Annotated in this window: 24 protein-coding genes and 2 tRNA genes; 16 read left to right on the top strand and 10 right to left on the bottom strand. The window is 62.4% G+C overall.

What is annotated here, in order from left to right; translation table 11 throughout:
• Positions 1-123: 123 nt before the first annotated feature.
• Entirely contained in the window at positions 124-2,703 is a 2,580-nt protein-coding gene (gene rnr / locus MB84_RS10175; RefSeq protein ID WP_084009708.1) for a ribonuclease R, read from the bottom strand.
• A gap of 280 nt (positions 2,704-2,983) precedes the next feature.
• Between rnr and MB84_RS10170 the strand changes: the two genes are divergently transcribed.
• Positions 2,984-3,068: transfer RNA gene (locus MB84_RS10170), tRNA-Leu, on the top strand.
• Positions 3,069-3,298: 230 nt separating this feature from the next.
• On the opposite strand, the gene MB84_RS10165 is transcribed toward MB84_RS10170, so the two are convergent.
• The gene (locus MB84_RS10165; RefSeq protein WP_084009707.1) at positions 3,299-4,180 is read right to left on the bottom strand and encodes a LysR family transcriptional regulator; all 882 of its coding nucleotides are present in this window, start codon (positions 4,178-4,180) and stop codon (positions 3,299-3,301) included.
• A 98-nt stretch (positions 4,181-4,278) separates the two neighbouring features.
• Here MB84_RS10165 and MB84_RS10160 point away from each other — a divergent pair, with 98 nt between their 5' ends.
• From MB84_RS10160 to MB84_RS10105, 12 genes are all read left to right on the top strand, one after another.
• Positions 4,279-4,887 carry a short chain dehydrogenase gene (locus MB84_RS10160; RefSeq protein WP_046291686.1) on the top strand — a complete coding sequence of 203 codons (609 nt, stop codon included), beginning with the start codon at positions 4,279-4,281 and terminating at the stop codon, positions 4,885-4,887.
• Between the two features lie 301 nt (positions 4,888-5,188).
• Entirely contained in the window at positions 5,189-6,103 is a 915-nt protein-coding gene (locus MB84_RS10155; protein ID WP_046291685.1) for a LysR substrate-binding domain-containing protein, read from the top strand.
• Positions 6,104-6,256: 153 nt separating this feature from the next.
• Positions 6,257-6,341, top strand: a tRNA-Leu gene (locus tag MB84_RS10150).
• Between the two features lie 577 nt (positions 6,342-6,918).
• Positions 6,919-7,953 (top strand): IS110 family RNA-guided transposase, encoded by a 1,035-nt coding sequence (locus tag MB84_RS10145; RefSeq protein WP_046291684.1) that lies wholly within the window; start codon positions 6,919-6,921, stop codon positions 7,951-7,953.
• A 389-nt stretch (positions 7,954-8,342) separates the two neighbouring features.
• Positions 8,343-9,608 (top strand): IS256 family transposase, encoded by a 1,266-nt coding sequence (locus MB84_RS10140; protein WP_046290953.1) that lies wholly within the window; start codon positions 8,343-8,345, stop codon positions 9,606-9,608.
• A gap of 108 nt (positions 9,609-9,716) precedes the next feature.
• Positions 9,717-10,640: an AraC family transcriptional regulator gene (locus MB84_RS10135; protein ID WP_342672654.1), complete on the top strand. Its 924-nt coding sequence runs from the start codon at positions 9,717-9,719 to the stop codon at positions 10,638-10,640.
• A gap of 227 nt (positions 10,641-10,867) precedes the next feature.
• A complete protein-coding gene (locus tag MB84_RS10130) occupies positions 10,868-11,434 on the top strand; it encodes a carboxymuconolactone decarboxylase family protein (protein ID WP_046291682.1) in 567 nt (188 codons plus the stop codon).
• Positions 11,431-12,579, top strand: a complete 1,149-nt coding sequence (locus MB84_RS10125) for an acyl-CoA dehydrogenase family protein (RefSeq protein ID WP_046291681.1) — start codon at positions 11,431-11,433, stop codon at positions 12,577-12,579. Before MB84_RS10130 ends, MB84_RS10125 begins: the two co-directional genes overlap by 4 nt.
• The gene (locus MB84_RS10120) at positions 12,576-13,463 is read left to right on the top strand and encodes an ABC transporter ATP-binding protein (protein ID WP_084009706.1); all 888 of its coding nucleotides are present in this window, start codon (positions 12,576-12,578) and stop codon (positions 13,461-13,463) included. The genes MB84_RS10125 and MB84_RS10120 overlap by 4 nt, the downstream gene beginning before the upstream one ends.
• Before the next feature lie 27 nt (positions 13,464-13,490).
• On the top strand, positions 13,491-14,675 hold the full coding sequence (locus tag MB84_RS10115) for an ABC transporter substrate-binding protein (RefSeq protein WP_046291680.1): 1,185 nt from the start codon (positions 13,491-13,493) through the stop codon (positions 14,673-14,675).
• Between the two features lie 88 nt (positions 14,676-14,763).
• Complete coding sequence (locus MB84_RS10110; protein ID WP_046293632.1) at positions 14,764-15,534, top strand: ABC transporter permease; 771 nt, start codon at positions 14,764-14,766, stop codon at positions 15,532-15,534.
• Between the two features lie 131 nt (positions 15,535-15,665).
• On the top strand, positions 15,666-16,337 hold the full coding sequence (locus MB84_RS10105; RefSeq protein ID WP_084009704.1) for a pseudouridine synthase: 672 nt from the start codon (positions 15,666-15,668) through the stop codon (positions 16,335-16,337).
• Positions 16,338-16,457: 120 nt separating this feature from the next.
• Here the strand turns inward: MB84_RS10105 and MB84_RS10100 are convergent, their stop codons facing one another.
• The 6 genes from MB84_RS10100 to MB84_RS10075 all read right to left on the bottom strand — a co-directional run bounded on the left by MB84_RS10100 (position 16,458) and on the right by MB84_RS10075 (position 21,560).
• A complete protein-coding gene (locus MB84_RS10100) occupies positions 16,458-17,330 on the bottom strand; it encodes a 23S rRNA (adenine(2030)-N(6))-methyltransferase RlmJ (RefSeq protein WP_046291678.1) in 873 nt (290 codons plus the stop codon).
• Entirely contained in the window at positions 17,330-17,992 is a 663-nt protein-coding gene (locus MB84_RS10095; protein ID WP_046291677.1) for a DNA-3-methyladenine glycosylase I, read from the bottom strand. The genes MB84_RS10100 and MB84_RS10095 overlap by 1 nt, the downstream gene beginning before the upstream one ends.
• 180 nt (positions 17,993-18,172) lie before the next feature.
• Positions 18,173-18,934 carry an SDR family NAD(P)-dependent oxidoreductase gene (locus tag MB84_RS10090; protein WP_046293631.1) on the bottom strand — a complete coding sequence of 254 codons (762 nt, stop codon included), beginning with the start codon at positions 18,932-18,934 and terminating at the stop codon, positions 18,173-18,175.
• A 173-nt stretch (positions 18,935-19,107) separates the two neighbouring features.
• Entirely contained in the window at positions 19,108-19,968 is an 861-nt protein-coding gene (locus MB84_RS10085; protein ID WP_046291676.1) for a fumarylacetoacetate hydrolase family protein, read from the bottom strand.
• Positions 19,969-19,987: 19 nt separating this feature from the next.
• Positions 19,988-20,743, bottom strand: a complete 756-nt coding sequence (locus MB84_RS10080) for an SDR family oxidoreductase (protein WP_046291675.1) — start codon at positions 20,741-20,743, stop codon at positions 19,988-19,990.
• A 61-nt stretch (positions 20,744-20,804) separates the two neighbouring features.
• Positions 20,805-21,560, bottom strand: a complete 756-nt coding sequence (locus MB84_RS10075; protein ID WP_084009703.1) for a FadR/GntR family transcriptional regulator — start codon at positions 21,558-21,560, stop codon at positions 20,805-20,807.
• A gap of 378 nt (positions 21,561-21,938) precedes the next feature.
• On the opposite strand from MB84_RS10075, the gene MB84_RS10070 reads away from it, so the two are divergent.
• Entirely contained in the window at positions 21,939-23,021 is a 1,083-nt protein-coding gene (locus tag MB84_RS10070) for a calcium:cation antiporter (RefSeq protein WP_046293629.1), read from the top strand.
• A gap of 101 nt (positions 23,022-23,122) precedes the next feature.
• Here MB84_RS10070 and MB84_RS10065 read toward each other — a convergent pair whose 3' ends face one another.
• Both MB84_RS10065 and MB84_RS10060 read right to left on the bottom strand, forming a co-directional pair.
• Entirely contained in the window at positions 23,123-23,356 is a 234-nt protein-coding gene (locus MB84_RS10065; RefSeq protein ID WP_052653128.1) for a hypothetical protein, read from the bottom strand.
• A gap of 27 nt (positions 23,357-23,383) precedes the next feature.
• Positions 23,384-23,638: a hypothetical protein gene (locus MB84_RS10060; protein ID WP_046291673.1), complete on the bottom strand. Its 255-nt coding sequence runs from the start codon at positions 23,636-23,638 to the stop codon at positions 23,384-23,386.
• A 124-nt stretch (positions 23,639-23,762) separates the two neighbouring features.
• Between MB84_RS10060 and MB84_RS10055 the strand changes: the two genes are divergently transcribed.
• Both MB84_RS10055 and xth read left to right on the top strand, forming a co-directional pair.
• Positions 23,763-24,476, top strand: a complete 714-nt coding sequence (locus MB84_RS10055) for a riboflavin synthase (RefSeq protein WP_046291672.1) — start codon at positions 23,763-23,765, stop codon at positions 24,474-24,476.
• 52 nt (positions 24,477-24,528) lie between these two features.
• Positions 24,529-25,308 (top strand): exodeoxyribonuclease III, encoded by a 780-nt coding sequence (gene xth / locus MB84_RS10050; protein ID WP_046291671.1) that lies wholly within the window; start codon positions 24,529-24,531, stop codon positions 25,306-25,308.
• Positions 25,309-25,365 lie beyond the last annotated feature (57 nt).

Here is a 25,365-nt window from a genome sequence, read left to right as displayed (position 1 = left end):
CGGGTACCGGATGCCGGTGATTTCCGGCAAAGGCGCCCATCTTACTGCAAACCGCTCACTGCGCCGCCGTTCGACGCATCGTGCCGCGCGCAGCGCAGGGGCTGTGCACGGCACACGTATCGATTAACGGCGCGGCTTCTTCGTCTGTCCACCGGGGCCGCCATGACCGCCATGACCACCTTGCCCCCCCTGTCGCTTTGCCGGTGCCTTGCCGCTGCCGCTGTGCTTCGCCGGGGCTGCGCCGCGATCGGCACGCGCGGCTTTCACCTTCGCGGACTTGGGTTTGGCGGGCCGTTTGCCGGCCGGTGCAGGTTGCACGCCGTTGAGCAGCGCGCCGCCCTTGGGCAGTTGACGGATCGTCGGGCCGGCGCTGGCAGAGCCTGCGACGCCGGGTGTGCCGGCGGCGGGCGTCGGCACCGGGGCACCGCCGCGCTCGCTACGGCCGGACGTCTTCGCGAGCGAACGGGCGTTCGGTTCGCGCACGAGGCGGAAGTCGATCTTGCGGGCGTCCAGATCCACGCGACTGACTTGCACGCGCACGCGGTCGGTGAGTCGATAGCGGATACCGGTGCGTTCGCCGCGCAGTTCGTGGCGGACTTCGTCGAACTGGAAATAATCGCTGCCCAGTTCCGTGACGTGCACGAGGCCCTCGATGAAGAGATCGTCGAGTTGCACGAAGATGCCGAACGACGTGACGGCGCTGACCGTGCCGCCGTACTCCTCGCCGAGCTTGTCGCGCATGAAGTAGCACTTGAGCCAGGCTTCGACGTCGCGAGACGCTTCGTCTGCGCGGCGTTCGTTGGCGGAGCAATGCAGGCCGAGTTCGTCCCATATCGCGTCGCGCTTTTTCGCGCTCGGCGACTTCTTGTTCTTGTCGTCGTCCTTTTGCAACTTGCGCGCGTGGGGCGAGAGGCCCGTCGTCAGCTCGACACCGGCAGGAATTTCCGGCTCGTACTTCTCGCCCGCGAGAATGGCCTTGATGGCACGGTGCGTGAGCAGGTCCGGATAGCGGCGAATCGGGCTGGTGAAGTGCGTATAGGCCGGGTAAGCGAGACCGAAGTGGCCGATGTTGTCCGGGCTGTAGACGGCCTGTTGCATCGAGCGCAGGAGCATCGTCTGGAGCATGGGCGCATCGGGCCGGGACTCGATCTGCGTCATCAGTTCCGAGTAATCGGACGTGGCCGGTTCGTCCCCGCCGCCGAGCGTGAGCCCGAGGGTTTTGAGGAACGTGCGCAGCACCTGAAGGCGTTCGCCCGAGGGTCCGGCGTGAATACGATACAGACCGGGTTGTTTGTGACGCTTGAGGAAGTCGGCTGCACAGACGTTGGCTGTGAGCATGCATTCCTCGATGAGGCGGTGGGCGTCGTTGCGAGTACGCGGAAGGATCTGTTCGATCTTGCCCTGGGCGTTGCAGACGATGTACGTCTCCGTCGAATCGAACTCGATGGCACCGCGCGACTTGCGTGCCTTGGCGAGGATCTTGTAGAGGTCGTACAGGTTCTGCAGGTGCGGCAGCAGCGTTGCGCGGCGTTGTGCTTCGGCACCCTTCGTGTTGCCGAGGACGGCGGCGACTTCCGTGTAGGTCAGGCGTGCGGCGGAGTGGATAACGGCCGGATAAAACTGATAGGCCTTCACTTCGCCGTTCGGTGCGACGAGTGCGTCGCACACGAGTACGCAGCGGTCGACATCCGGGTTGAGGGAGCACAGGCCGTTCGAGAGCTTTTCCGGGAGCATCGGGATGACGCGTCGCGGGAAGTAGACGGAGGTGCTGCGCGTGAGGGCGTCGGCATCGAGCGGGCCACCGGCGGCGACGTAATGCGAGACGTCGGCGATGGCCACGAGCAGGCGGAAGCCGTTGGTGCGGCCGACCTTGGCGGGTTCGCAGTAGACGGCATCATCGAAATCGCGGGCGTCTTCGCCGTCGATGGTCACGAGGGGGACATCGCGCAGGTCGATGCGGTGGCGCAGATCGGGCGCGCGGACCTCGTCGGGGAGCGCACCGGCGGCGGCGAGGGCTTCGGCGGAGAACTGGTGGGGCACGCCGTACTTACGCACGGCGATTTCGATTTCCATGCCGGGGTCGTCGATATCGCCGAGGACTTCCGAGACGCGGCCGATGGGCTGGCTGTAACGGCTGGGGTAATCGGTGAGTTCGACGGAGACGACCTGTCCGACCTTCGCTTTGCCTTGGGCGCGGGGCGGGATCAGGATGTCATGGCTGATGCGTTTGTCTTCGGGGGCGACGACCATGACGCCGTTCTCGTTGAGGAGGCGGCCGATAACATGGGTGTTGGCGCGGCTGACGACTTCGACGATATGGCCTTCGGGGCGACCGCGGCGGTCACAGCCGGCGACGCGCAGGAGGACACGGTCGTTGTGCATGACCTTCTTCATTTCCTCGGTGGGGAGGAAGAGGTCGTCGCCGTCATCGTCGCGCACGGCGAAGCCGTAGCCATCGCGGTGGCCGATGACACGGCCTGCGATGAAGTTGGACGGGTGGGTCAATTGATAGTAGCCGCGGCGGTCGAGACGAATTTGATCGTCGCGTTCCATGGCGGCGAGGCGCTTGAAGAAGCCTTCGCGTTCTTGCTTCTTGATAGCGAGGGCTTCGGCGATATCGTTGGCGGACAGCGCGGAGTCTGCGGTGCGCAGGACACCGAGGATCTCTTCGCGACTCGGGATCGGATAGGGATATTTGCTCAAAGGTCGGTAGCGTTACTGTGCCGGTTGAGTCCGGCCGAGTGGCGCACCATGCGCCCGACGGTCCGTGGGGTTGTAAGGATGCGCGCATAGCGGCGTCTTACAGTCAGGGACAATCATACGGCAAACCTCACGAAAACTGCCACCTGTGCGGAATTTGAGCGTGATGGTGGAGGTGGGTGAGAGAAACGAAAACTTTTTGTCCGAAAGTGTTGACACTCCCGCGTCGCATCCGCATAATCTCACTTCTTCGCAGCGAGCAAGTAATAAGCGAGCTGACGGGGCCCAGATGGCGGAATTGGTAGACGCACTAGTTTCAGGTACTAGCGGGTAACACCGTGGAGGTTCGAGTCCTCTTCTGGGCACCAAAAAAACACAAAAAAAGCCGATGATCGAGAGATCATCGGCTTTTTTCATACTTGCCCAGAAAGCAATGTGCCAGTGCACATTGCGTGGGGACTCGAAAGGCATCGCTTGCAAGCGATGCCGGGGTCGCGGAACGTGACCGAGTCCTCTCGGCGCCGGGGGCGCCGTACGGGAATGAAGCGGTACCGCCGAAGCAAAGCCTCATCGACGGTTTCGCTTTTTCCGCCCCCCCCTACTCTTCCACCTGCTCTTTCAGCACTCCCCGCAGCCAGATGCCTAGCGGGTTCCCTGAGCGTTTGCGGTGCCAGCCGACGGCGGTAGTAAACGTCTCCGGCATCAAGTCCAGCGGTAGCCGTGTCAACTGAAACGCGTTGGCGATGGCTGAGGGTACAAACGCGACCACGTCGTTAAATTCGAGAAACGGCTTAAGCGAGGTATAGCAAGCGAGCGTTGCGACGGGAGGGATGAGCGCGTCATGCGCGGCAAGAAATTGCGAGATGGCGTCCTGCGAATAACTTGCGCTGTCGGCAAAATCCACGCGAGGAAACAGTGCGACATCGGCAATATTACGAAGCCCATCAGCGATCCCGGACCTTTCCCCGACCACGCAACAGTACTGCTCATCGTTGAGAGAAATCCGCGCTAGCGAATCATCAAAAAACTTAGCGAACCCAACGGCAATATCCGCATCGCCGCGCTCAAGTTGTTGCGCATGCGTTTCCTGGCAAAAATCCATTACACGCACTGAAACCTTTGGCGCCCTCGCCCGGATCTTCGCGATAAACCTCGGCAATATGGAAAGTTGCGCGTATTCATTCGCAACCATCCCAACACATCTTTCCAGCCTCGTCGGATCGAAATCCGCCAGCACCACGTCATCCACATCCGAAAGAATCCGCTCAAACTTCCTGGCAATATCCAGCGCGAAGTCCGTGGGTTCAATCCCAGTACTATGCCGAAGAAAGATCTCATGCGGCAGCGCCTCTCGAAGCCTTTTCAAATATCCGCTAATCGCTTGCTGCGACATTCCCATTTCCGCAGCAACTCTGGAAGCACTTTTCTCGCGCACCAGTCGCAAGAAAACGCGCATATGTTTGAGGTCGATACTGTGCACAACGAGTCCTTGTAACGGATACAACCGGCGTTTGATTTACGCGGGTGTCTGCCATTTTTAACATGCCACCTCATCTTCAAAAAACGAGGTAAGCAGAAATGAAAACTGTCATCGTCATAGGCGCCAGCGGCAAGATCGGTCAGGCGGCGATGAAGGGGCTTGGGAATCATCGGGTGATCACGGCCAGCCGTTCTGGCGAGGGTTGCGATTATCGCGTCGACACGACGGACAAGGCATCATTGCGCGCCCTGTTCGAATCGGTGGGTAAATTCGATGCGGTGGTCAGTGCCGCAGGGCATTGCGAGTACGCGCCTTTCACGTCGATGACCGATGAGCAATGGGAAGCCACCATTCAGGGCAAGCTTGTCGGCCAGATGAACATCGTAAAAGTCGGTCTCGACCATATCGAAGATGGCGGTTCGTTCACCTTGATTTCGGGCATTTTGAACGTCAAGCCGATGCCCGAGGGTATTGCGGACGCCACGACGAGCGGCGCGATCGATACGTTCGTGAAATGTGTCGCGTACGAATTACCGCGTGGCATTCGCATTAACGCCGTCAATCCGACGGTCATCGAAGAGGCCTGGTCGGTTTATGGCGAGATGATGCCGGGTTATCAGCCGGTGCCTGGGGCGCTGGTTGGCAAGGCATTCGAGCGGTGCGTCGACAGCTTTATCACGGGACAGGTCATTTTCGTGGACGCTTAATCCGTCGTCCATTCCGCGCTAAAAAACAAGGGCGATTCCCAGCGGATCGCCCTTTTTGCGTGCCCGACCCTCACCGATCGACGCCGCCCGCACCGTCCGTGCTGCACAACGAAACACCCGAGCCAAAGCGTAGTGAGAATGTGTAGCGTTTCCGTCACGACGGCTATGGCGTCGTTCCAGAGCATAGGGAAATCTGTAGAATTTACCTCATAAAAAATTGAATATTGTTCAACGGACACTTAATTCGTTGCGCTTGTCGGGTGTTTTTGGTTTTTGTTGCTTGATACTTGTTGGGAAATACATGCCTGCCTTCACTCGCGGCGAGCTTGCCGATTTGAACGTGTTTGTCACCATCTGCCGCTGGCAGAGTTTCCGGGAGGCCGCCACTGAGTTGGGCGTGACGACCTCTGCCTTGAGTCATGCGATGCGCAATCTCGAGGCGCGTCTGGGCGTGAAGTTATTGAATCGCACGAGTCGTTCCGTGTCGCCGACGGCGGCGGGATCGGCATTGGCGAAGGAATTGGAGCAGGGTCTTGAGCAGATTGCCTCGGCGATAGGTGCGTTGGACCGATATCGTGCATCGCCAGCGGGCCGGTTGCGTCTGAACGTGCCACGCGATGCGGCGCGGTTGTTGCTGGACCCTATCCTGCCCCGCTTTGTTGCGTCTTATCCGGACATCGAGCTGGATGTCACGGTGGACGACCGGATGCTGGACATTGTGGCGGAGGGGTTCGATGCCGGGATGCGCTACGGCGACACGGTGCCTGGCGACATGATTGCGACGCCGTTGACGCCGGCATTGAAGTGGATCGTGGTGGGTTCGCCGGCGTACATTGCGCGTCATGGTCGACCGAAGGTGCCGCAGGATTTGATGTCGCACAATTGCATCCGGATGCGACTGGGCGATAACACCTTGTACAAGTGGGAGTTGGGCAATGGGTCGACGGCTGTGGAATTGGATGTGCCGGGGGCGTTGAGCATCAACGAGAGTGACGGCGTGATTTCGGCGGCCCTGGGCGGGTTGGGTTTGGGATATGTGTTGGAGCGCAACGTGGCGGCCGAGTTGGCGAATGGCACGTTGGAGGCGGTGTTGACGGAATGGGCGGTGGATGGGCCGCCGTTATCGATGTATTACCCGAGTCGGCGTCAGACGTTGCCGGGCTTACGGCATCTGATCGACATGATTCGTGCGGAGCATATGGGGCGGGCGGCTTGAGGTGTTTTTGGAGTGAGTGGGGGGTGGCTGGGGGTGTTTGGGGGTACGTGAAAGTTTTTTTGAATTTTTTGGCTCCCAGATATTGACAGTATGTAACACCCTCGGCATAATCTCACTTCTTCGCAGCGAGCACGCAGTAAGCGAGCTGACGGGGCCCAGATGGCGGAATTGGTAGACGCACTAGTTTCAGGTACTAGCGGGTAACACCGTGGAGGTTCGAGTCCTCTTCTGGGCACCAAAAAAATACAAAAAAGCCGATGATCGAGAGATCATCGGCTTTTTTCATACTTGCCCAGAAAGCAATGTGCCAGTGCACATTGCGTGGGGACTCGAAAGGCATCGCTTGCAAGCGATGCCGGGGTCGCGGAACGTGACCGAGTCCTCTCGGCGCCGGGGGCGCCGTACGGGAATGAAGGGGCACTGCTGAAGCAAAGCCTTATCGACGGTTTTAGAAAAAGCGCCCCCACCGCAGATACAAGGCCGCATCGCTGGTTTGTTTTTTCCGGCACATCCAATCGCGCCCCCTTGCCCACCGGCACAATCGCCCGCCGCCACTCGCCCTTCGCCCCCCCAATCCCCCTGCAGTAATAAGCATCCAACGAAAAAATAGTTGTCTGTGGGAATGTCGGTGGGGAGGATGATTGTTTTGCCGTTGGGGGCATGACAGCGTGGAGCGGGTTATGTTGCAAGAGGTGTTGGGAGCGAGCGAGGAGCTATTGTCGAATCTAATGGGATGGACGCCCCCACCCGAAGCGGCATCAATGTGCCAAAGTGGAAGTGTCGAAGCAACCACCTGACCGAGGGGAGCGCCCATCATGAAGATTACGACAGTTGGCATCGATCTGGCGAAGAACGTTTTTGCCGTCCATGGTGTAAATGAGCATGGCCGAACGGTGCTGAAGAAAGTGCTCAAGCGGAATCATGTTGCGGAGTTCTTCGCCAACCTCCCCACCTGCGTGATCGGAATGGAGGCATGCGCCAGCGCGCACTACTGGGCTCGCAAGCTGCAGGCCATGGGGCATACGGTACGACTGATCGCACCGCAGTTCGTCAAACCGTACGTCAAGACAAACAAGAATGACGCGGCGGATGCCGAGGCGATTTGCGAGGCAGTCGCACGGCCGAACATGCGTTTCGTGCCGGTCAAGACCGTTGAGCAGCAATCGGTGTTGTCGCTGCATCGCGTACGCCAGGGTTTCGTGCGGGCGCGCACCGCGCAGGCCAACCAGATCCGTGGACTGCTCGCCGAATTCGGGATCGTTGCTCCCAAGGGAATCGGGCATCTCGAGCGTCAGGTTCCTGAACTGATCGAAGATGCGGAGAACGAACTGACTGGCTCGTTTCGATTGCTCATCCAGCGCCTCATGGACCAACTGAAGGAGCTTGACCGACAGGTCAAGGAGCTCGAGGCGCAGATTCAGGCCTGGCACCGTAGTGACGAAAGGAGTCGACGGCTCGCGCGCGTCCCGGGCATCGGGCCCCTTACCGCGAGCGCGCTCGTTGCGTCTGTCGGCGACGCAAAGAGCTTCAGTAGCGCCCGACAACTTGCGGCGTGGCTCGGTCTGGTACCCCGGCAAAACTCGAGCGGCGGCAAGAACGTGCTGCTGGGCATCAGCAAGCGAGGTGACGTGTATTTGCGAACATTGTTGATCCACGGTGCGCGTTCCCTTCTGCAGGTTGCCAAACGCAAGGAATGCAAAAGCGGCTGGCTACATGGCTTGCTGCAGCGGCGAAACGCAAATGTCGCCGCCGTCGCACTCGCGAACAAGAACGCGCGGATCGTCTGGGCGCTACTGGTCCACGGCCGTGAGTTTCACCCTGATTACCACGCGCCTGCAGCGACTGTTTAACTGTCCGCCGCATGCCCAACCCGTAACTACCAGCAGGTAGCCTACTTCCGATTGCTCAGGCGATCATGACGTGATGGCGAGACAGGTCAGACCGTGGCCGGGAAACTCTGAGTACACCAACGTGCGCACCAGCACGCGAATCTGATGAGAGTCCGGCCAGCGAATTCCATCAGGGACCGCCGGCCTCGCGCCGGGACATCGAAGTCCGGATGCATGGCCGCAATCATTACCTGCCCTCCGTTACAAATGAGAGCTTGGCAAGCCGGGGGCGTCCATGCATGGTGTACGGGGTGCTTTGGGAAATATGAGAAGGCGGTGGCGGTTTAGCTGAGAATGTTGCTTGTCGAAGGCACACCGAGCAAAGCCGGCGCGAGCCGGCCCCGACCACCATGAAGAAGATTATGAAAGAAACGAACGGCAGAAAAGCACAAACGAAGAGCGCGCTCGATGAACTGATCCAGCAAGGCGCGCGGCAGATCATCGAGCAGGCAGTCGAAGCGGAACTGGCGAGCATGCTTGAACAGTACAGCAACGTGAGGTCGATCGACGGTCGGCGTGCCGTGGTGCGCAACGGCTACCTACCAGAGCGCGAAGTCGTCACGGCCATCGGTCCGGTGCCGGTTCGGGTACCGAAGGTGCGTGATCGCTCGGGTTCGGGCATCCGCTTCAATTCGGCGGTCGTGCCGCCGTACGTTCGCAAATCCGCACGCGTGTCGGCCGCACTACCGTGGCTGTACCTGCGAGGCATCTCGACGGGCGACATGAGCGAAGCCATGGGCATCATGCTGGGCGGCCAGGTCAGCGGCCTGTCGCCAAATGTGGTGAGTCGTCTGAAGGCGCAATGGGCCGATGAGCATGCTCAGTGGAATCAGCGTGAGTTGTCGTTGGCGCGCTGGGTGTACTGGTGGGCTGACGGCATTCACACCGGCGTGCGCAGCGACGATTCCGACGGCCAGTGCCTGTTGGTGATCATTGGTGTCAAACCGGACGGAACGAAAGAGCGTGTGGCGATCAGTGACGGGTATCGGGAATCGAAGGCGTCGTGGGCCGAACTGCTGCTCGATCTGAAAAAGCGCGGTCTGCAGTCAGGGCCGCTGCTGGCTTGCGGAGATGGTGCGATGGGATTCTGGGCAGCGATGGAAGAAGTGTTCCCGCAGACCAAGCATCAGCGCTGCTGGTTCCACAAGATGGGCAACGTGCTCAACGCGCTGCCGAAATCGCAGCAGGCCCGCGCCAAAAAGGCGATGCAGGACATTTGGATGGCCGCCACGCGTGCCGAAGCGCTGGTTGCCTTCAATCACTTCGTTGATACCCACTCGGCAAAGTATCCGAAGGTGGTCGAAAAGCTGACGCAAGATCGCGACGAGCTGCTGGCATTTTACGATTTCCCGGCCGAACACTGGCAGCATCTGCGCACGACGAATCCGATTGAATCGACCTTCGCGACGGTGCGTCACCGCACCAAGCGCACGCGTAACTGCGTCTCGCGCGCGACGTTCCTCGGCCTGGCATTCAAGCTGATCGAGTCGGCCGAAGACTCGTGGCGGCGCATCCGCGCCCCCGAAAAGATCGCGACGATGCTTGACGGGATGACGTTCAAGGATGGAGAGCCGGTGACCGACAGCACACCGGCTCAGCAGCCCCTGGCCGCCTAATCTTGCTCACGCCCCGTACACCAGATTTGACTTTAACTCGCGAGCGAGACCGACCGCGTTGCCGACTGGTTGCTGGCGGGGTTGGAATTAAAGAGCACGCTGTTCCATGTGGGTGAGTACTGTGGCGTGTATCAGGCGTCGACGGGTGGGCATCAGCGGGCGAGTTTCCATGTGGTGCTGGATGGCGGGTGTTATTTGCACGTGGGTGCCGACGGGGGCCGCGAGGCAAGCACGACCGAGTTGAGTGCGGGGGATGCTGTTTTCCTGCTTTCTGACGTTCCTCACGCGTTGACGCCATCCGCGACACCTCCGGCGGACCTGAGCGTCAGATTAGGCAAGATGACGCCGCTACCGCCTGCGCCGCACGAACCCATCCGATCAGCCTCCAGATCTTCTGTTGCCCTCGCTTGCGGCTTCTTCGAATTCCGCACCGATCTCGACATGCTGGTACTTGGCTTGCTGCCGAACCCGATCATTGCGCGTCACGCGAGCGGTCGACTCGACGGCATGACGCAGGTTTTCGCGTTAATCCAGGCAGAAGCACGCCGCCCTGGCGACACGCCCTCCCCACTACTCGCCCGTCTCACCGACCTGCTCTTCTACTACGCATTGCGCGAAGCGGTACACGCAGAGGACGTTGCCCCAGGGATGTGGCGTTTAATGCGCCGCGACGCCTTCGGCCGACTGGCGGCGGCGATTATCGAGTCCCCGGGCGAGCGTTGGACGACGGACAGCATGGCGGACTTCGTGCACATGTCGCGCGCGCGATTCTGCAAGCAATTTGCGGAGGTTGGCGGACAGCCGCCAGCGCACTTCGTAACGTTGGTCCGAATGAAGACGGCGGCTGCACTCCTACGCGCGGGCGTCTCTTTGCCGGAGGCGGCCGAGCAGGTGGGTTACCAGTCGGAGTCGGCCTTTGCACAGGCTTTCAAACGTGTGATCGGCATCCAGCCGGGGGCATGGCGTCGGCAGGCGGCCAGCGCGGGCGCTCAGCCCGCGGCAACCGCCGTCGCCACGTACCCGGTGCACTAACGCCAGCGAAGGCCGTCACCGGCCAACGCTGCACCATCGTGGCTTCGCGTGCAATGGTTTGCCACCCTCCGATCAGGCCCAAATGGGTTCTTCGAGCGCGCGCCTCCCTGCCACCTCGGAAAATTCCGTCCCCCGATGAGACGAATCCGCAGAATTTCCAGACGGGCGCGCATTGAGCATGCGCCCGGGCTTGCGCACAATGGAGGCTCGACTGTAAGGAGCCCGATATGAGCCGACTGCCATTGCACACTGTTGAGACAGCCCCGGAGGCGAGCCGTCCGTTTTTGGAGAAGTCACTGGCGGCGAATGGTTTCCTGCCTAATCTGGTGGCGTCGCTGGCGAACGCACCGACGGCACTCGAAACCTATCTGACGGTGGGCGCGATCAATGGTCGCGCGAGCCTGACACTGGCCGAGCGCGAGGTCGTGCAGATCACGGCGGCCGGGATTCACGGCTGCGGCTTTTGCGTTGCCGGGCATACGGCCGTGGCGCTGAAGAAGGCGCAACTCCCCGAAGCCCTCGTGAATGAAATCCGCGATCAGGCCAAACTCTCCGATGCCCGCCTCGACGCCGTCGCGAATTTCACGCGCGCCGTGATCGCCACGCGCGGCGCGGTGTCGGATGCCGAATTCACCGCCTTCAAATCTGCGGGTTTCGACGATGCCGCCGCCCTCGAAGTGGTGCTTGGCGTCTCGCTCGCCACGCTGTGCAACTTCGCGAACAATCTTTCGCAAAACGAACTGAACCCGCAACTGGCGGCTTATCGCTGGGAACCGAAGGCGCAGGCGGCATGAGTACCTCCGCCAGCCAGCAGGGTCTCGCCGCCCGCGCACCGGCACTCGCAACGTGGCTCGACGCTCACTCGGAGACGCTCGACACGGACGCCACGCTTTGCGGTGAAGTGGTGCCGCAACTCGCCAGCGCCGGATTACTGCGCGTTGGCGTTCCGGTTGAGCTGGGCGGTACCGGTGGCACGATTGGCGATGCGATCGAAAGCGTTGCCGACGTTGCCGCGCATTCGTTCGCGGCGGCCTTCGTCTTCTGGGGACAACGCACGTTCATCGAGTACCTGCTGCAAAGCCCGAATCAGGCGTTGCGCGATCGTCTGCTGCCTGCCTTGCTCCGCGGAGACCTGGCGGGCGCGACCGGCCTGTCGAACGCGATGAAATACCTGTCGACCATCGAGCCGTTGCAAATCCGGGCGACGGACGTGCCCACCGTGGCCTCGTCTGGCGCCGGTAGCGCCGCATCGTCGTGGCGCGTGAACGGTGGCTTGCCGTGGATCACGAACCTGCGCAAGCAAGGCTTCGTTGCCGCCGCAGCCATCGACCACGAGGCGGGCGGGCCTCCGTCGATCTTCGCCATCGCACACAACGCGCCGGGGGTGCAACGCAGCGACGACCTGGATCTGATCGGTCTGCGCGGGACCAACACCGCCGCACTTCAGATGACGGACACACCGCTGAGCGATGATGACCGCATCACCGACAATGCACCGGCGTGGCTCGTGCGCGTGCGCCCGGCCTTTCTCGGGCTGCAATGCGGCATGTCGCTGGGTCTCGCGCGGCGCAGCCTCGACGCCACCAGCGCAGGCGGCCCGGCAGCCCGTGCTGCGGTGGCGGACGACGTGGCCGCGCTCACCGATCATCTCGCGTCCCTCACAACGCGTCTGAAATCGGGCGTCCTGCAAGGCGAATTTGTCGACACGCCAGCAACCCTGTTCAAATTGCGCATCTCGCTCGCGGAACTGGTTCACGACGCCGCCACACTGGAAGTGCAGACCGCGGGCGGACGGGGTTATCTGCGCGGACTCTCGGGCGTTGCCCGACGTCAACGCGAGGCCGCTTTCGTGCCTATCGTGACGCCGAGTCTCGTGCAACTAAAGAACCAACTGGCGGCGCAAAGCGCACGGCAACTCAAGACCGGAACGGTTACATGACCCAACCCACGGCGACGCAACGCGCGCACGCAACCGCCCACGAGTACGCACATTTCGCCGCAGCGCGCGAGGGCACCTCGCGCGCATCGTCATTCCTGACGCTGCGCAATATCTGCCTGTCGTACGGCGAACGGGCAATCCTTCGCGGCGTCGACCTCGCGGTCGCGCCGGGCGAACTCGTCTCCGTACTCGGCCCAAGCGGTTCAGGCAAATCCACGTTGTTGCGCATTGCCGCCGGACTGCTTGCACCGAGCGACGGCACCGTCATTGTGGATGGCACCCCGCTCACGGGTCCACGCCCCGACGTGGCGCTCGCCTTTCAGGACCCGTGTCTGCTGCCCTGGCTGTCGGTGGAGCGCAACGTGGCGTTCGGCCTGACGTTCGCACGACAGCCCGCACTCTCGCGTGAAACGCGGCGCACGCGTATCGACGCCGCGCTGACCGAAGTCGGCTTGTCCCATGCGCATCATCTGCATCCTCGCCAGCTTTCCGGCGGCATGGCGCAGCGCGTGGCACTCGCGCGTTGTCTCGCGCGTCAACCGCGTGCGCTGCTCCTCGATGAGCCGTTTGGCGCACTTGACGAAGTCACACGCGCCGATATGCAACGTCTGCTGGTGACCGTGGTGCGCGACACCGGCGCGGCGACGGTCCTTGTCACGCACGACATCGACGAGGCGTTGCTGGTCTCCGACCGGATCGTGCTGCTTGGCAATCAAGGTCGCACGCTCGCGCAATGGCAGATCGATGTCCCCTCTCCGCGCGAAGCCCAGGTACAGGCGCTTGGCGCCCTGCGCATCGAAATTCTGGAAGCACTGCAACTTGCGATGTCCCGCGACACAACATCCGCTCAGGCGGCACTTCACACATCACCTCACACACGTTAAGCACCCACCTTCGGGGATTCTCAGACCATGTGCCAAATTTCCCGCCGCGAATGGCTCAAGCTCGCTTCTATGATGACCGTCGCAGGAGCGGCCCCGTTGCTCGCATCGGCCGCTGCGCGTGCCGCCGCCGAGCCGGACGCGCCCTTGCGCATCGGCTATCTGCCGATTACCGACGCCACGCCCCTTCTCGTCGCGCATAACAACGGCTATTTCGAACAAGCGGGCATCAAGGCGGAAAAGCCGACCTTGTTGCGCAGTTGGGCGCAACTGATCGAAGCGTTTCTGTCCGGACAGGTCAACGTCGTTCACCTGCTCTCGCCGATGACGGTCTGGGCGCGGTACGGCAGTCAGGCACAGGCCAAGGTCGTCGCCTGGAATCACGTCAACGGCAGCGCCATCACGGTGGCCAACGACGTCGACAAGATTGGGGATCTGGGCGGCAAGACCTTTGCGGTGCCGTTCTGGTACTCGATTCATAACGTGGTGCTGCAGGGATTGCTTGCCGCGAACGGCCTGACGCCGGTACTCAAGAAGAGCGGAACGCCCGCCGCCAACGAGGTCAATCTGATCGTGATGGCACCGTCGGACATGCCGCCCGCCCTCGCCGCAAAACAGATCGCGGGCTATATCGTCGCCGAGCCGTTCAATGCGGCAGCCGAGAACCTCAAGGTCGGCAAAGTGCTGCGCTTTACCGGCGACGTCTGGAAGAACCATGCGTGCTGTGTCGTGACGATGCACGAGCGCGACCTGACCTCGCGCCCGGAATGGTCGCAGAAGGTCGTCGACGCCATCGTCAAGGCGCAGGCGTGGACACGCGAGCACCCCGCAGATGCCGCGCGCCTGCTGTCCAAGGAAGGTCAGAACCGCTACACACCGCACCCGTTCCAGGTGTTGCAGCGCGTGCTGGCGCCGGATGCTTCCGAGCAGGGCCGCTATCTCGCCGACAAGGCCATCTTGCATGCCGACTGGCACGAGAAACGCATCGACTTCCAGCCCTATCCCTATCCAAGCTACACGGAGGCGCTTGTGCGTCACATGCAGAAGACGCAGGTCGAAGGGAATGCGCAGTTCCTTGCGAAGCTCGACCCGTCGTTCGTCGCACGCGATCTCGTCGACGACCGCTTCGTGAAAAAGAGCATTGCCGCCGCCGGTGGCATGAAGGCTTTCGGGCTGCCGGATGGTTTCACCCGTCAGGAGGTGATCGTTGTCTGATTTCGCGCCCAGCCGCGTGCAGCAACCGGTCGGTTCGGTGGAGTCTGCCTCCGGCGCCACCGCCCCCTCCGCGTCGAACGCAGGCACAGTGACGCCCCGCTCTGCGCGCCACGCGTGGCTCGGCCTTGCGGGGCTCGCAGGCATCGTACTGATCTGGTGGCTGGGCATTTCGCTACTCACCACGCCCGGCTCTCTCGCGTCGCAGTTCTCGCCTGCGGCCGCACTGAACGCCCTGCCCGACCTGATCCGCGACGAGCAGCTTGGCCTGCACATCCTCGCCAGCTTGCGACGTATTGCGGTCGGGCTGGCGTGGGCTGTGGTGCTGGGCGTACCGCTGGGCTTTCTGATCGGGCGCGTGCGCTGGCTGGACAAGGCCCTCACACCATCGTTGCAATTCCTGCGCATGGTGTCGCCGCTGTCGTGGATGCCGATTGCCGTCATGTCGCTCGGCGTGGGCGACCCTGCCGTGTATTTTCTCTTGGCCTTCGCCGCCTTGTGGCCGCTGGTGATGAGCACGGCGGCCGGTGTGACGCATATCGACCGACGCTGGGTACAACTCGGTGAAAGTCTGGCGGCGACCCGCTGGGAAATGCTCTGGCATGTCTATGTGCCAGGCATTGCAGCGCATGTCCTCACGGGTGTGCGGTTAGCCATCGGAATCTTGTGGATCGTACTGGTGCCCGCAGAGATGCTGGGCGTGAATGCAGGTCTGGGGTATCTCATCCTCGATACGCGTGACCGGCTGGCGTACTCGGAACTGACCGCCGTCATTCTGGTGATCGGTGTGCTTGGCTTCGCGCTCGACTGGGCAGCACGCTTCATCTACCGGCGCTTCAGTGGCGCAATGCAGGACGAGTAGCGGGCCAATAGGCTCAACGGGCATACACGCGGACAGGCCGTTACAATAGCGACCTGAATCCAGATGCCTGACGGAGACGCATCATCGAGCTAGATCGTTTACTGCAATCGCAGGGCTTCGGCAGTCGCAAGATGTGCCGCAAGCTCATTCAATCCGGTGCTTTCGCCATCGACGGCGTTGTGCACGACAACTTCCGGGAATCGGTGGATCCGAAGGGCCTTCAGTTCACGCTGGACGGCGAGTCCTGGGACTACCGCGAGCACGTCTACATTCTGCTCAACAAACCTGAAGGCTTCGAGTGCTCGACGAGCCCGACGCATCACGAGGGCGTGCATTCGCTGTTGCCGCTCCCGCTCGCCGTACGTGGCGTGCAACCGGCCGGCCGTCTCGATCAGGACACCACCGGCATGCTGCTGCTCTCCGATGACGGTCCCTTCCTGCATGCCATGATGTCTCCACGCCGCCACGTGCCCAAACGGTATGTCGCGACGACCAAGCACCCAGTGACGGACGAGATGTTGCAGGCATTGCGCGACGGCGTACTGTTGCGCGACGAGACCGAGCCGCTCTCTGCAACAGACGTCATGAGCCCGTCATCGCACGAAATCGCTCTCACGATCACACAAGGGAAATACCATCAGGTCAAGCGGATGGTGGCCGCCGCAGGCAATCGCGTGGAAGGTCTGGTGAGAACCGCCATCGGCGGCTTGCCGATGGGCACGCTCGGACTCGGTGAATGGCGTTACCTGTCGCCGGACGAATTGCTGTCGTTGCCGTACGAGGTTCCGCTGTCCGCCAAGTGATCGGACTTGGGGATGCGACCCCTCCTCCGATCGCGTCCAAACGCAAAAACGCCCAACGCCGGTACGCATGCCAGCGTTGGGCGTTTCCCTTTGGGTTCGCCGATATTCGCGCGGACAGCCTCAGCTCTGCTTACCTTCCAACAGGAACTGCGCGCCCTTGTCCTGTCCGAGCGCCTTGACGAGATACGGCATCGTCGTCTTGAGCGTGTCTTGCAGCATGTACGGCGGGTTCACGATGAACATGCCGCTGCCGTGCAACCCCATACCACCCGGCACGGGATTGCAGACCGTCAGCGCAACGTGCAGCCAGTTCTTGATCGGCTTCTCGTCGATCGTCAGCCGCTTCATGCGCTCCGGCAATTGCGCAGCCTCCCGACGTTGCACGAGCGGATACCACACGGCGTACATGCCGGTCGGGAAGCGGTCGAGCCCTTCCTGCACGGTCTGCGTGGTGCGCGTGTAATCGCGCTTGTCCTCGTAGGACGGGTCGATGAGCGTGAACCCCCGGCGCGGCGCCGGCGGCAGAATCGTCTTGAGACCGGCAAATCCGTCGGCCCCGAAAATCATGGTGCGGCGTGCGACGGCACGCCCCTGCGCTTCGAAGTTCTCGCGCAGCACTTCCTGTTCGGTCGGATGCGCCTCGAACAAGCGCAGACGGTCGCGGTCGCCCAGCAGTTGCAGCGCAAAGTACGGCGAGCCGGGGTAGTAGCTCAGCTTGCCGTCCGGATTGAACTCACGGACCAGCGCAACGTAGTCCGCCAACGCCGGAGGCAGATCGTTACGCGCCCACAGACGGCCGATGCCCGTCTCGTACTCGCCCGTCTTGTCGGCCCACTTGCCGTCGAGCGCGTAGCCGCCCGCGCCGGCGTGCGTGTCGATATACCAGAACGCCGTGTCTTTCTGGCGCATGTAATCGATGCATTCAACGGCGATGAAGTGTTTCAGTACGTCGGCATGGTTGCCGGCGTGGAAGGCGTGGCGGTAGCTAAACATTAGGCAGATCCTGATTCGTCAGGCGCGATTGTAGCCGACGACGCCCCTGCCCGGCGTTTCCGGGCCGGTGCGTCGCTGTTTTTTGCCCCGTTGGCCGCCAGCGTCTTCACCGCTTTATGACGCGGGCACGCGACCAGATGATCGTTCACCATGCCAGCGGCCTGCATGAACGAATAGCAGATGGTGGATCCCACGAACGTGAATCCCGCCTTCTTCAGCGCACGACTCATGGCGTCCGACGCGGCGGACGTTGCCGGGACTTCGCTAAGGGACGTCCAGCGGTTTTGCAACGTCTCACCGCCCACGAACTGCCAGACGAAGTCACTGAAGCGCGTCCCCGAGGCTTCCATCGCCAGATACGCTTTGGCCCCCTTGATGACGCCATTGACCTTCAGACGATTGCGCACGATGCCGGGATCGGCCATCAGCCGCGCTTCGTCCTCCGGTCCGTACTTCGCAATACGGGCCGGGTCGAAATTGTCGAAGGCCTTGCGGTAGGTCTCGCGCTTCTTCAGGATCGTGGACCACGACAACCCGGCCTGCGCCCCTTCGAGCATGAGCAATTCGAACAACTCGCGGGAGTCGCGCAACGGCACGCCCCATTCCTGATCGTGATACTGACGATATTGCTCGAAGCCTTCACTCCACGGACAGCGTTCCATTTGCCCCTCGATAGTTGTGCTCGCGCCTCGACGTGACCGAGGCATGCGGACGAATGGGGCAAGTGTGCCAGCAATTACCGAAGAAGCGAACCCGCAACCCCGCATCCTCCGCGAAATTGGGCCGCCAGGCAATGCCGATGCGGAATTTTCCGAGCCTCCGACATCGGCCGCCCCTGCGTGTTACAGCATCAGTTGTCCGCCATTGACCTCGATGATCTGACCGGTCACATAGCTCGCCAGCGTCTCAGACGCGAGATACAGGAACGCCCCCGAACACTCGTCGGGCTCGCCAAGGCGCCCCATCGGAATGCTCTGACGGAAGGCGTCGATCTGCGCCTGCGTGCTGAATTGCTCGTGGAACGGCGTCATGATCACGCCCGGCGAGACGGCATTCACGCGAATACGGTCGGGCATCAACTCTTTGGCCATGCCTCGCGTGAGCGTGCTCACGAAACCCTTCGCCGCTGCGTAAATCAGTGCGCCCGGACCGCCACCGTGGCGCGCCGCAATCGACGTCACGTTGACGATCGCGCCGCCGCCCTGCTTACGCATGGCGGGCACGACCGCGCGCGAGAACGCCACGACCGAGCGTGCATTGACGTTGAGGACGTCATCGAAATAGGCGTCCGTCACTTCCGTGAACGGGGTGCGTTTGACGAGACTGCCCGCGTTGTTGATCAGCACGTCGATGCGGCCGAAGCCGTCGAGCACGTGGGCCACAGCGGCATCGATGGCGCCGGTGTCCTGCACGTCGGCCGCGACCGTCATGGCTTTCACGCCATGCGCGCGCACCGCTTCGGCCACGGCTTGCGCCTTGTCGGCCGAGCGGTTGAAGTGCACCGCCACGTTCGCGCCCTGCGCGGCAAACGCCGTCGCCGCTGCCGCCCCGATGCCGGTACTCGCGCCCGTGATCAGCACGAACTTGCCTTTCAAATCTTGCATGATGAATCGCTCCGAAGAATGTCGTCGATGGGCTGTGCCTGACGTTGCAAAGCCGCGCACGGCAGCACGATCGGTGCGCCCGGCGTCGTTCGCCATGTCAGCGGGAGGCCGCTTGCGCCGCCCTCCGTGCCCATCAACTTACGGGATGGATGTGAAAAGCATCGGACACGCGTTCAGTCGAGCAAGCGTGCGTCGTACGCGTGCACTTGCTGCGTCTGCTCGCCCAGTCCGTCGATGCCAAGTCGCATGACGTCGCCCGGCTTCAGGAAGACCGGTGGCTTCTGACCAAGACCGACGCCCGGAGGCGTGCCCGTCGTCACGAGATCGCCCGGCTTGAGCGTGGTGAACTGGCTGATGTAATGCACCAGATAGGCCACGCTGAAAATCATGGTCGACGTATTGCCCGTCTGGCGGCGAACACCGTTGAGGTCGAGCCACAGGCCGAGTTGCTGCGGGTCGCGGATTTCGTCGGTCGTCACCAGCCACGGACCGACCGGACCGAAGGTGTCGAAACCCTTGCCCTTGTCCCATGTGCCACCGCGCTCGATCTGGTACTCGCGCTCGGAGACATCGTTGACCACGCAATACCCGGCGACGTAATCGAGCGCACGCTCCAGTGGCACGTAACGCGCCGTCGTGCCGATCACGAAGCCCAGTTCGACTTCCCAGTCGCCCTTGACCGAGTCCTTGGGCAGCACCACGGGGTCGTTGGGTCCCGTCAGGCAGTTGTCCCACTTGGTGAAGAGCACCGGTTCCGACGGCACGGCCAGCCCCGACTCTGCCGCATGATCGCTGTAGTTCAGACCGACGGCGAGAAACTTGCCCAGCCCCAAGAACGGCACGCCCAACCGGCCCGGCGACGCCACCACCGGCAACGTCGTGACATCGAGCGCGCGCAGCGCCGCCAGCCCCTGCGGGCTCAGCGTTTGCGGCGTGATGTCGGCCATCACGCCGGAGAGATCACGCACCTGGCCATCCGCATCGAGCAGTCCCGGCTTTTCCTGGCCCTTCGGGCCGTAACGCAGCAGTTTCAAAGCAAATCTCCTTGCGAAATCAGTTGGACCAGCCGCCGTCGATCAGATGGATGGCGCCGGTGGTGAACGAGGATTCGTCCGAACCCAGATAGATGGCGAGTGCCGCAATTTCTTCTGGCGTGCCCACACGCCCTATCGGCTGACGCGCCACGAACTGCTCGCGTACGGCGGTCAGACTCGCGCCCGCCGCGTCGGCCTGCGCGGCAATGCGCTGACGCAGCGACGGCGACTCGACCGTGCCCGGGCAGATCGCGTTGCAGCGGATGCCGCGCGCGACGAAATCGGCTGCCACGGACTTCGTCAGCCCGATCACGGCCGCCTTGCTCGTACCGTAGACGCAACGATTGGCCACCCCCTTAACGCTGGACGCCGCCGACGACATATTGATGATCGCCCCGCCGCCTGCGGCCAGCATCGCGGGCAGGAACGCCCGCGTTGTGCGGTACATGCTCTTCACGTTCAGATCGAACGAGAAGTCCCACGCGGCTTCGTCGCACTCGAGAATCGAGCCGTGATGCACGTAGCCGGCGCAGTTAAACAGCACGTCGATCGCGCCGAGTTCGCTCGCGAGCGTGGTCACGGCCGCGCCGTCGGTCACGTCGAGTGTTCGCCGCGTCAGGTTCGGGTGGTCGTCCAGTTGCGCGAGCGCGTCGGCGTTCAGATCGGTAGCGATCACGCGCGCGCCTTCACGCAGATAGGCCTCGACGCAGGCGCGTCCGATGCCTTGTGCCGCAGCAGTAATGACGGCGGTTTTGCCCGTCAGTCGGCCAGTCATGAGTGTCTCCTCGTGAGCCTGTGGGTCGTTGGGGATTTAGGGATGTGCCGGATGAGCCGACTCAGATGTTCGTGGCCGCGTGCGTGGCTACAGCGGCGTCTTCGTCATTCGCAGTCACGCTCGACGTGACGGACACAGCATAGGCGTCGCGCACGCGGCACAGATGCTGGCGCATTGCCAGCGCGGCCCGTTCCGGGTCTCGCGCCTCCAGCGCGTCGAGAATGTGGCGATGATCCTGCAAGCTGCGCTCGAGCACCCCCTCGACCTGCGACGTCACGCGGCGACTCTTCTTGCCCAGCAAATACAGACTGTTCGCGATGCTTTGCAGGAAAGGGTTCTCGCAAGCGTCGATGATGGTCTCGTGAAAGGCCATATCGGCCGCCGAGAACGTTTCGGGATTGCCCAGCAGCGCCTGTTCGTCTTCGACGAGCGCATGCAGACGTGCGATATCCTCGTCACTGATGTGCGTCGCCGCCAGCGCGGCCACGCCGGGCTCGATCACCAGACGCGCGTCGAACAGGGATTCCAGCGTGCCCGCGTTAAGCTCGATGACCATCTCCAGTGGTTCGAGCAACTCCCGCATCTCGAGCGAACCGACGAACGTCCCCTCACCCTGCCGAATGCGCAGCAACCCCAGCAGCGCCAGCCCGCGAATCGCTTCTCGCACGGCCGGGCGGCCAACGCCCAGCATGCTGGCGAGGTCGCGCTCGGGCGGCAGTTGCTGGCCGGGCTTGAGCAGGCCGGTGCGGATCATCGTGAGCAAGCGCTGCGCGACCTGCTCCGAGACGGAAAGCTGCACGATGGGATCGAATGACATGATGCCGTTCAGTGGTAAGACCAATGAACGCCATGTTGCCCCCGTCACCTATCGAGTGTCAACGCAAAATTTCACCTACCCCATCGACGGCATCGCGGGCTTTTGATTTTTGACAAAGTCATCGGAATTTATCGGACGTTTCCGACTCGTAGTCAAACACGCGATCGCGCAAGATCGTTTGTTCATGCGGATCTCCGTAAATTTGCATTGCGAGAGTGCACTGCGTCGCAAGTCAACGCCTTCTTGTTGTCTGGGTGTCACTTTTCTGCGACCATGATCTGCCGCTCCGAGGTTCTCATTGGGGCAATGTTCCCGCCGTCGCTTGATCTGCCGTGCCCCTGGCTGCATCCGTTCCCCGAAATTCTGGAGTCTCCGACGATGTCCTCCTCAAAGACCGCCAAGCTGGGCCACTGGACGGCGTACATGCCAATCCTGGCCCTCGTTGCCCTCGGTGTTGCCGCGTTTTTGCCGAACGCCGCGGCGCTTACGTTATGTGCAGCAGCGCTCGCCGGGGCCGTGTTCTCGGCCGTGCACCATGCCGAGACCGTCGCTCACAAGGTCGGCGAGCCGTTCGGTACGCTGGTTCTTGCCGTGGCCGTCACCATCATCGAAGTGGCGCTGATCGTCTCGGTGATGCTCTCCGGCGGACCGGACAAGGCCGGGCTGGCACGCGACACAGTGTTCGCCGCCATCATGATCGTCTCGACGGGGATCGTCGGCTTATGCCTGCTCTTCGGCGGGGTGCGTCACCACACGCAGGGCTTTCATGTGGAAGGTGCGAGCGCTGCGCTCGCCGTGCTGTGCGCGCTGTCCGTCCTCACACTGGTGCTGCCGAACTACACGAATTCCGTGGTTGGACCGGGCCTCACGGCGTCGCAGCTGGCGTTCGAAGGCGTGATCTCGCTGGTGCTCTATATGGTGTTCGTGTTCGTGCAAACGGTGAGCCACCGCGATTACTTCCTGGCGAAAGCGCCGAGCGAAGAAGTCCACGTGCCGCCGCCCTCGCGCCGTACGGCAGTGTTGAGTCTCGGCTTGCTGGTCGTGGCGCTGGTGGCCGTGGTGGGACTGGCGAAGAAGCTCTCGCCCGCCGTGGAACAGGCGGTGGCAACGGCAGGGGCGCCGAAGGCGGTGGTGGGGATCGTGATTGCTGCGCTGGTGCTGCTGCCCGAAGGGCTGGCCGCGCTGCGCGCTGCCCGTGCCAACAAGCTTCAGACGAGTCTGAATCTGGCGCTCGGCTCGGCCCTGGCCAGTATCGGCCTGACGATTCCGACGGTGGCTGCGGTGTCGCTCGTGCTCGATCAGCAGATCGAACTGGGTCTCGCGCCGAAGGAGACGGTACTGCTTGCCATCACGCTGTTGGTGAGCGTGCTCACGCTCGGTACCGGACGCACGACCGTGTTGCAAGGTGCCGTCCACCTGGTGCTGTTCGCGGCGTTCCTGTTCCTGGCGATCGTGCCGTGATGCGGTGATGCGTTCCTGTCCCGAAGCGTTGGCCCGTGTTAGGCCGCTAGGCCGCTAGGCCGTTAGGCCGCCAGCGCTTCGTGCTTCAGTGTCCCAGCCGTTCAAGCCTTGGACGCCTTCCGGTCCGCCGTGGCCGCGTCATCTTTGACGTCATTGGCGTCAGTCGATTCCGCCGCATCCGACGGCGTGCCGAGCAGCGCACCCAGCAGCTTGCTGCCACCGCCACCGCGCTTGCCCTGTGCACCCACCCCCTTGCCCGTCGGCGGGCCGCGACGCACACCGGCGTCGATTTTCAGGCCGCGACGCTTCTGAATCTCAAATTTAGTCTGTGTCATGGTGTTGTCCGCGTGTTGTCCGTTACTTCAGGGTTCGATGCCCAGGTCACCCTCGGCCGCCAGCTTCCTGGCCAGCGCGTGCGCGGCTTCGAGCGCGTCGCTTGCCCAGCGGTAGGCGTCGGGCGTGGTATAGGTGAGCGGCGGATCGAGCGATTCGATGACGTCGTCCACGTCTCGCCATCCGGTAAAGTGCACCACCCCGTAGAACTGTCCTTGCGGCGCGGGCGACGTCTCCGCCCAGTAATAAAAGTCTTCCGCCAGCAGGCAGCCTTCGAAACCCATAGCGATCCGTCGAGATCCCGTGAAAAGGCGGCATCGTAGCACGACGCACGACGAGCGGCATACCGTCGCTACGCAGTAGAATACTGCGGCATAGCAACCTACGACTCTTTATACCGACATCACGATGTTCACCGGAATTGTTCAAGGCACGGCCACGCTGTCGTCCATCGAAGATCGCGACGGCATGCGCACGCTCGAGCTGGCGTTTCCCGAAGGCTTCTGCGAAGACCTGACCCTCGGCGCCAGCGTCTCGGTCGACGGCTGCTGCCTGACGGTCACGCAACTGCTCTCGCCCACCGCCGCGTCGTTCGACGTCATTCTCCAAAGTCTTAACGTGACGACGCTTGGCAGCTTCGGCACGGGCGCACAGGTCAACGTGGAGCGCGCGGCCAAGGATGGCGCGGAAATCGGCGGCCATCCGCTCTCCGGCCATATCGACTTCTCCACCGAGATCCTCAGCGTGCGCACCTCGGATACGAACCGCGTGCTGCGCATCGCGATCCCCGAAGCGTTCCGCAAGTATGTCTTCGCCAAGGGCTACATCGCCATCAACGGCGCGAGCCTGACGGTCTCCGAAGTGAACCGGCAGGAAGGCTGGTTCGAGGTGTGGCTGATTCCGGAAACGCGCCGCATGACGACGTTCGAGGACAAGGGTACCGGTTCGCGCGTCAATATCGAAATCGAACGTAGCACGCAGGTGGTCGTCGACACGGTCCGCGAAGCGGTGCAGGAAAGCCTCGGCCGCCTGCAACCGGTGCTCGAAGCCCTGCTCAAGGAAAAGGGACTCTCGCTCGACGACTTCGTCGGCGTGCCGAAGTTGCCCTCCGACAAGGCATAAGTCGGCATCAGGGGTAAGACCCGAGCCCTGCGTTCACTTTCAAAGGACTTTCATGCAACTCGCCACCTGGAACGTCAACTCGCTCAAGGTTCGTCTCGGACATGTGCAGGACTGGCTGCGCAGTAACCCCGTCGACGTCCTCTGCCTTCAGGAACTGAAGCTCACCGACGAGAACTTTCCGATCACCGAAATCGCTGCGCTCGGCTACACGTCGCACTTCACCGGACAGAAGACGTATAACGGCGTTGCGCTGCTCGTGAATCACACCAAGGTCGGGGAGGCCACCGACCTCGTCAAGAACCTGCCGAATTTCCCCGACGAACAGCAACGTCTGATCACGGCGACCATTGGCGGCGTGCGGGTCGTGTGCGGCTACTTCCCGAACGGTCAGTCGCTCGAATCGGACAAGTTCGTCTACAAGCTCAACTGGCTCGACGCGCTCACCCACTGGCTGTCGGACGAATTGCAGCGTCACCCGCAACTCGCGCTGCTCGGCGATTACAACATCGCGCCGGAAGACCGCGATGTGCACGATCCGGCGAAATGGGAAGGCTGCAACCTGGTGTCGCCTCAGGAGCGCCAGGCGTTCGCGCGCCTGCAAGGGCTCGGTTTGCGTGACACGTTCCGCATGTTCGAGCAGCCGGAAAAGACGTTCAGTTGGTGGGATTACCGCATGGGCGCATTCCGACGCAACGCCGGACTGCGCATCGATCACGTGCTCGCCTCCGCCGCACTGGCCGAGCGCTGCACCGGCTGCGAGATCGATCGCGTGCCGCGCACCTGGGAACAGCCGTCGGACCACACGCCGGTCGTCGCCACGTTCAAGGACTGACGCCGCGCTTGCCCGTTGTCGGGCAGCGGCCCGATAGCGCAACGGCACCCGTGGGTG

Origin of the sequence: Pandoraea oxalativorans, from assembly GCF_000972785.3 — a bacterium.
In the GTDB taxonomy this organism is placed as follows: domain Bacteria; phylum Pseudomonadota; class Gammaproteobacteria; order Burkholderiales; family Burkholderiaceae; genus Pandoraea; species Pandoraea oxalativorans.
The sequence above is the reverse complement of the archived record's forward strand: the minus strand, read 5'-3'. Positions and strand labels throughout refer to the sequence as shown.